The 7,042-nt window shown below is 54.6% G+C and carries 6 protein-coding genes; 3 read left to right on the forward strand and 3 right to left on the reverse strand.

Annotated elements, in window-relative coordinates; all coding sequences use genetic code 11:
• Positions 1 to 46 precede the first annotated feature (46 nt).
• Both R3F72_RS15805 and R3F72_RS15810 read right to left on the reverse strand, forming a co-directional pair.
• Positions 47 to 1,426, reverse strand: a complete 1,380-nt coding sequence (locus R3F72_RS15805; protein WP_332780142.1) for an MFS transporter — start codon at positions 1,424 to 1,426, stop codon at positions 47 to 49.
• Between the two features lie 125 nt (positions 1,427 to 1,551).
• On the reverse strand, positions 1,552 to 2,631 hold the full coding sequence (locus R3F72_RS15810) for a lipoate--protein ligase family protein (protein ID WP_087720934.1): 1,080 nt from the start codon (positions 2,629 to 2,631) through the stop codon (positions 1,552 to 1,554).
• Positions 2,632 to 3,197: 566 nt separating this feature from the next.
• On the opposite strand from R3F72_RS15810, the gene R3F72_RS15815 reads away from it, so the two are divergent.
• Entirely contained in the window at positions 3,198 to 3,491 is a 294-nt protein-coding gene (locus R3F72_RS15815) for a type II toxin-antitoxin system RelE/ParE family toxin (protein WP_044628576.1), read from the forward strand.
• A gap of 14 nt (positions 3,492 to 3,505) precedes the next feature.
• Positions 3,506 to 3,829 (forward strand): HigA family addiction module antitoxin, encoded by a 324-nt coding sequence (locus R3F72_RS15820; RefSeq protein WP_054641672.1) that lies wholly within the window; start codon positions 3,506 to 3,508, stop codon positions 3,827 to 3,829.
• A 43-nt stretch (positions 3,830 to 3,872) separates the two neighbouring features.
• Here the strand turns inward: R3F72_RS15820 and R3F72_RS15825 are convergent, their stop codons facing one another.
• Positions 3,873 to 6,182 (reverse strand): TOTE conflict system archaeo-eukaryotic primase domain-containing protein, encoded by a 2,310-nt coding sequence (locus R3F72_RS15825; RefSeq protein ID WP_442978360.1) that lies wholly within the window; start codon positions 6,180 to 6,182, stop codon positions 3,873 to 3,875.
• 446 nt (positions 6,183 to 6,628) lie between these two features.
• Here R3F72_RS15825 and R3F72_RS15830 point away from each other — a divergent pair, with 446 nt between their 5' ends.
• Complete coding sequence (locus tag R3F72_RS15830) at positions 6,629 to 6,931, forward strand: hypothetical protein (RefSeq protein ID WP_442978361.1); 303 nt, start codon at positions 6,629 to 6,631, stop codon at positions 6,929 to 6,931.
• The last annotated feature ends 111 nt before the right edge of the window (positions 6,932 to 7,042 follow it).

Below are 7,042 nucleotides of genomic sequence, written 5' to 3' on the forward strand. Positions count from 1 at the left end.
CGAGCGGCTTGCGCGTTTGTCGAATGATTTTGGCTCAGATTCAGGATCAGGCCTTGCCGGCCATCTCGACGATTCGCTGGCGTTCGTGCTCTTCGTAGAAACTGGGGTCGGCGAACAGATCCTTCTGAATGTCGTCGTACATCATCTCCAGGGCCTGGCTACTGGTCGGTGTCATGGGTTCGAAATGGGCCGTATCGCCGCTGACCAGCACCGAGACACGACGTCGGCGATAGATGGCGTAGCCCGCGAGCATCGCCATGACGGCGGCGATATAGAGCGGCAATCCCTGATTGCCGACGTTATGCATGATCACCCCGGCCAGAATCGGCGCGACGGCACTGCCGGCACCTTGTACCACCAGCATATCAGCTGAACCGGCGACGATTTCGTCGGGATGCAGCTGATCGATCAACTGGGCCACGGCGATCGGGTAGATCGAGAACGACAGCCCGCCCCAGATGAAATATAGCCCGAGTAGCGCCATCTGGTTGGGGGCGAAGGGCATGGCGGCAGCGGCGATCGCAGCCAGGATCACCACACAGGTCATGACCCGGGGGCGATCATGGGTATCGGAGAACCGGCCGATCGGTATCTGCAGCAGGGCGCCGCCGACGATGGCGCAGCTCATCACCACGCCGACACCGGTGACGTCGAACCCGACACTGCGGGCGTAGACCGGCGTCAGCGTCCAGAACGCGCCCATGGCAAGCCCGGACATCGCCGAGGCGGCAACGGCCAGTGGGGCAAACCCCAGCAGCGCCTTGAGACTGCTCTTGGGTCGGGCGGGGATGACGGGCTGGCTGCGCTTGGTGATCGTGATCGGCAACAGCGCCCAACTGATCAGGATCGATGTGAGCGCGAACAGCAGGAAGCCATCGGGGCTGTCCAGGCGCAGGATCTGCTGGGCGATGGCCAGTGCGCCCAGGTTGACCACCATGTAGATGGCAAACACCCGCCCACGCTGATGACTGGCGGCCTGGCTGTTGAGCCAGCTCTCGATCACCGTCATCAGGGTGATGAAAGCGAGGCCGTAGACCACCCGGAGGCCCAGCCACACCCAGGGATCGATGAATATGAGGTGAAGCAGGGCGGCCGAGGCGCAGAGCCCGGCGCAGAACGCAAAGGTCCGGATGTGGCCCATGCGCTTGATCAGGCGGCCGCTGATCCAGGTGCCGCCAATGAAGCCGACGAAGTAACCGGACATGATGAGACCGATCAGGCTGGTCGAGAAGCCCTCGTCGGCGCCGCGCAGTGTCAGCAGGGTATTGATCAGGCCGTTGCCGAGCAGCAGTAACGCTACGCTACCCAGCAACGCACGAATGGGTCGTAACAACGACCACATGGCTTTCTCCTTGCGATTGCTCGAGTCCTTACATGCAGTAAGCGTGCCGGGGACGGGGGCGCTCGGGAAAATCGCTGTTGTTATAAGATGATATTATCGATTTGAGATTATAACTATAACCAGCTTTATTGGATGGTGTGCACCTGGATGGTGCGTTCTAGCTGACCCGATTCAGCTTAGCAGCCTGACGCCGTGCTGACCGCGACGAATCAAGGCACGCGACGTATCCACGCCTCGCTGGCGAACTTGTTCTTCGCCAAGGTGTGCGCCGTATCCAGCTCATCCTGCGTGAGCGATTCCGACATCAGCGTGAAACGGGCGGCGAACGAGTCGATCATGCGCCGAATGATCTCCTCTCGCTCGAGACCGGTCTGGCGCTTGAGCGGATCGACGCGCTTGCCAGCGCTGGTAGTGCCCTTGTCGGAGAGCTTTTCGCGGCCGATCCGCAGGACGCGGGTAAGTTTGTCGGCGTCGATGTCGTAGGCCATGGTGACGTGGTGCAGTACTGCACCGTTGATTCGCTTCTGGGCGGCCCCGGCGATCTTGCCGCCCGGCGAGGTGATGTCGTTGATCGGCACGTACCAGGCATTGATACCCATGTCGCCCAGCGCCTGAATCACCCAGTCGTCGAGAAAGGCGTAGCTTTCGACGAAGGTGAGCCCCTGGACCAACGTTTCCGGCACGATCAGCGACCAGGTGATCGTATTACCGGGCTCGACGAACATGGCGCCGCCGCCGCTGATACGGCGAACGATCTCGATACCGGCCTCTCGGGCGGCATCGAGATCGACTTCGTTTGCCAGCGACTGGAATACGCCGATGATGATCGCCGCCCGGTCCCATTCCCACACGCGCAGTGTCGGACCGCGGCGTCCCGCCGCCACTTCGCGCGTCAGCACTTCGTCCAGGGCCATGTGGAGAAGCGGTGATTCCGGTTCGCGGTGAATCAGGCCGAAGCGGTGGTCTCGCCAATCCGAGGTTCGCGAGAGCGCACGACGGATCACGGTGGCGATGGCCGGCACGGACAGCCCGATCATCTCGGTCTGCGGCGGCAGCGCGGGCTGGATTCGCGCGATCAGGGCGCTGGCATCGGCGTCGATCGACGCACCCTCGAGGGCTTGGTCGATCGCCTCCAGCGCCTCGTCGGGCTCGAGGAAAAAATCGCCGGATAACTGCACCGAGGCCAGCCGCCCATCGCGGACGGTGACGTCCGCCACCAGCAATTTACCGCCCGGTACCTTGTATTCACCGTGAAGGATTGCTTCGCGATCATTATCCGACTGCGCCATTCCGTCTCCTGGGCCAGACTGTTAACGACAGTATAGCCATAAGGTATCTAGCGCCTGCCGTGATCGGCGCTCATCGTCAGAAGGATGGTGGATCTCACGTTGGGCCCGGGTGACGGGTCGATGCTCTGGGAGGAGGGCGGGGAGCGTTCGAGACGATGCCCGGTCAGGCGGATCGGCCGACTTCCCGCCAGCTCCGAGCTGTATTCGACCAACCTGCGGCTCTATTTACCGATACAGAATGTATAAAATACTTTAAAAACATAAGTTTATGAAACTCGTGGAGCACTATTGGAGTGCTGAAATTTGCGAAAAAAAGTGTAAATATTGGCAAATTTCCTCTGCGTCGGCTCCTGACGACCCATTTTAAACTGGGATAAGTGGGAAACTGGGAGCCTTGTATACGCTTTTATCTCTATGAAATCAGTGCCTTGAGATCGCTCTTTCAGCCCCTTCTGCCAAACAAAATTATAGTAACATCGTTTTCTAAACGGATCCGTTCTCATTTTGAACGGACTTGACGCACAACGTTGTTGTGCATAAAATGACTAAAAAGCGATCAGGTAACTATGGCGGTTGAATTCAGGGATATATGGCTGGAGGCTTTCTACGACGAAGACCAAAGCCACAAGAAAATACCCAGCACTATTGAAGGCGCTCTGTTCAGAAAGATTCAGATTCTGGATGCCGCGACGCAGGAGTCAGACTTGAGGATTCCGCCGGGTAACCGTTTTGAACATTTGCAGGGAAACCTTTCTGGATGGTGTTCCATTCGGGTTAACAAACAGTATCGCCTGATTTTTCGCTGGGAAGATGGCACCGCCCAAGATACATATCTAGACCCGCATGTTTACAAGGGCTAGAGGAGGTTATGGTAATGAGGAATACAAAACGTCGTCCAGTGACAGTTGGCGAAATGCTGGTCAGCGAGTTTCTGGAGCCGATGAAAATAGAAATCAGTGAACTGGCCGAAGCAATGGGTGTGCACAGAAATACACTCAGTCGGATTGCGCATGACAAAGGCACGCTGACAGCACCCATGGCAATCAAACTCGCAGCGGCTTTGGGGAATACGCCGGAGTTCTGGCTGAATATTCAGCACGCGGTTGAGTTATGGGATGTTCGTCATCGTGCCTATGAACAAGAAGCTAAGAACGTGAGACGCGTAAAGCCCCACGAGTTACCTCTGAAGCAGGCCTGAAGCACATTTCGTTTCAGCCATGTTTCCCCTTTCGTTGGAAAGTTTACAGTAGCCGTGTTTGCGGCTCGGATTGGGCAAACTGGTATCCCATCGCCTTGTAACCTTTCTCGCGCTTTCGGAACATGCGTTCAAGCATTGGCAGGCTGTTGTCCAGGTAGTCGTAGACAGTAACTTCCTGCTTACCGTCGGCATCCCGGTGAATCCTGCCAGCATACTGCGACAGTGTTCCTTTCCAGGCGATGGGCAGAGCCAGAAACAAAGTGTCCAGCCGAGGCAAGTCAAAACCTTCACCAATGTATTTCCCGGTTGCAACAATAACTTGAGTTTCATGCAACTGCGATTCGGCAGCCCGGCGTTCCTTGACGCGCATCCCGCCGCGCAAAACAACCGACGATATAGACTCAGCTTCCAACAATGTTGCCAGCGTCTCAGCATGCTCTCTTCGTTCGGTCAGCAAAAGACAGTTGGCCTCGTTTTGAACGCAGCGCACGACATCCCGAACTATATCCTGATTCCGGGTAGTGCTATGGGAGAGCCAACGGTAGACGGATGCAATGTGTGGTCGTTCACCGTTATTCTGAAAGATGTCCGTTGGTGGCGTTTCATGACGTTCTCGAACGATGACACGCTGGACAAACTTAGACCCATGTTCAGCCCTGACTTTGTGACGAACGGGTCCTGCGACCATAAACATGATTTTTTGGTGGCCATCCTGACGGTCAGGCGTTGCGGTAAGGCCTACAACATATCGGGCGCTGACTTCGTTAAGCAGCATTTCATAACGGGGAGCTGAAATGTGATGGCATTCATCGATGATGACCTGCCCGTATTCCCGGACTTTACTTGAGACCGTATTATCTTTCTTGTTGATCAGGCTTTGATAGGTAGCAACGTCGATCTGACCAGTAGGTTTCTTTTTGCCACCGCCAATCACACCTACGGAGGCACCCTCAATAAAGGTCTCCAGGCGCTCCTTCCATTGATCCAGTAACTGACGACTGTGAGTGAGGATCAGCGTGTTTACCTGCCGCTTGGCGACAATGCCAATAGCGGTTACGGTTTTGCCGAAAGCGGTCGGAGCATGAAGTATTCCGGTATCGTGATCGGCAAGCGCCGTCACAGCCTTTTCCTGATTACGACGCAGCGTTGCTTTCAGGCTCACTTCCGGCAGCAACTGGCCGGGCATTCTGCGGTCATCGATTTCTACCGTTATTCCCTGTTCGTGTAACAGTGCCTGGAGATCATCAAAACAGCCTCTCGGTACCGAGATATAACCTTGCTCAATCCGGGCACATGATATGTAACGAGGGATGCCATGAGTTGAAAATCGAAGTGCCTGGGTTTTGAAAAATACTGGATTGGCAAAGCTCGCCATGCGCTTTATTCGTGCCGCCAGTGTCCCGGGTATGTCTGACAACTTCATATAAATGTGATTGGCCAGGGTAAGCGTGATGCTCTCGGGACATCCTGAAATTATCCCTGTATCGACCGGTAAAGCTTGTTCCCACGGCAACGCAACTTCTGCTATCGCATCAGAATCAGGCTCATTTCCAACCATATCTCGAAGCTGAGCCAGCGAAACGGTCTTTTGCTGGCTAAGTAGCGCCCACTGATCCGGATACGCGGTTAGCTTATCGTCGACGAATACAGTACATCCGCGACTTCGCGCCTCATGCTGAAGCGGAAGGGCAATCAAATTGCCAAATCCACCATCGGGCATCGTATCTTGGTTGGGGAATAGCCGGTCATAAGAATCGAAGGACAGGCCCGGGTGGCGTTCCATGGCTTTGTCCAGCAGCTTGAACCCCAAAGCCCTCGCGGACCAGGCTGGAACGGCGTCCGAAAAGAAGACCCATAGGTGGGCACCCGCACCGGACCGGGAGATCTCTACAAGATAAGGGACACATTCATCACGACAAGCCTGGGCCAACGCACGAACATCTGCTCTCCAGTCCTCCTTATCAAAATCTACAGCCAGCAGATAACAGGAACTGTCCGGCAACAATGGGTATAACCCTGCTACATGCTTGCCGGACAGGTGGTCATACACTGCACTGAAATCCAGAGGCTTGAACTTTTTGTGAGGGCACTCACCGCACTTGATCCGGGGTTTCTGACAGATGCCCTGTACCCACTCATTTGCACAGGCGACAGCATAACCGGAACGTCCATTCGAGCTACTTTCCCAGCGAACCGCATAGACATCCTGTCGGCCGCGAAAGAGCCCCCGGAATAACTCAGCTTTTTGATTGGGAGTCAATTGCATTGATGTGGGTGATTGTGCAGCTCGCTGAAGCTCGTTCCTCCGGGAAAGCAAGGCTACTTTTTCCTTCTCAAGCTCAGATAACCTCAATGCAATGGCCGCAAGCTCTTCTTCTATTTGGATATATGCCTCCCAACGCTAAATCAGTCAACCACAATGATCTTTCTTTGAATATTTGACTGATCCTATCAGATATAGATTCCTAATCAGTAAAACAAATGACCGCGTTTTCTTACCAGTAAACAGCCGGAGTCAATAAGAATGGCCCCGCGACCTTGGTTTCGGGTCATCCAGAATAGCACCTGCCACCGCCGTCAGAGTAATTGCGGCGACGCTTTCCATAGGTAACCTCTGCTGATCAAAAGTGGCATTTTCTTTTATAGCCAATGATATGCATGCCCCGCCAACTTTTCGCTACGTCCGGTTTTTAACTTTGTTCTGTTAGTACAAACTATTGATTTAAAAGAATTATTTTTAGTTTTCCTCTTGCGTATTCTCAACCTCATGAGAATATTTAATAAAAGCAGGAGGACATAATGAAAAGATTAGCACCCTTAACTACAGCAATATTGGCCGCTGCCCTGGTTGGCTGCGCGGCCACCCCACGAGCTTACAATCAGGAAGAGTTTCGGGCTTTAAACCTGGCGAGAGCCGGTGGCATCTACGATATGGACTTGCGTGATTCTGGGGATGGCTCTCGCTCCTACAGTAAAGGCATGTTGGTGCCATTACTGGATCTCGCCAGCCTGGCGACTTCATTCGATGCACCGCTTCGACATCTCTCGGGTAGCCAAACGTTTCTGTTCAACGCTACTGACATCATCCCGGCTTATTCATGAGGCCGGCCCGAAAACGAAGATAGCGGATGGTATTCTCTTGAAAATTCAGTGTGTTCCGCCAAGAATCTGAACCAAGAGAGCCATCCGCTATGGGTGAAAGCCTATCCACCT

It is taken from the genome of Salinicola sp. 4072 (assembly GCF_036663415.1).
Taxonomy (GTDB): Bacteria; Pseudomonadota; Gammaproteobacteria; order Pseudomonadales; family Halomonadaceae; genus Salinicola; species Salinicola salarius_A.

What these genes read in the sequence shown, in the direction of transcription:
- R3F72_RS15820 (WP_054641672.1), top strand. Translation starts at nt 3,506, where the DNA reads ATGAGGAATACAAAACGTCGTCCAGTGACAGTTGGCGAAATGCTGGTC.
- R3F72_RS15810 (WP_087720934.1), bottom strand. Translation starts at nt 2,631, where the DNA reads ATGGCGCAGTCGGATAATGATCGCGAAGCAATCCTTCACGGTGAATAC.
- R3F72_RS15830 (WP_442978361.1), top strand. Translation starts at nt 6,629, where the DNA reads ATGAAAAGATTAGCACCCTTAACTACAGCAATATTGGCCGCTGCCCTG.
- R3F72_RS15815 (WP_044628576.1), top strand. Translation starts at nt 3,198, where the DNA reads ATGGCGGTTGAATTCAGGGATATATGGCTGGAGGCTTTCTACGACGAA.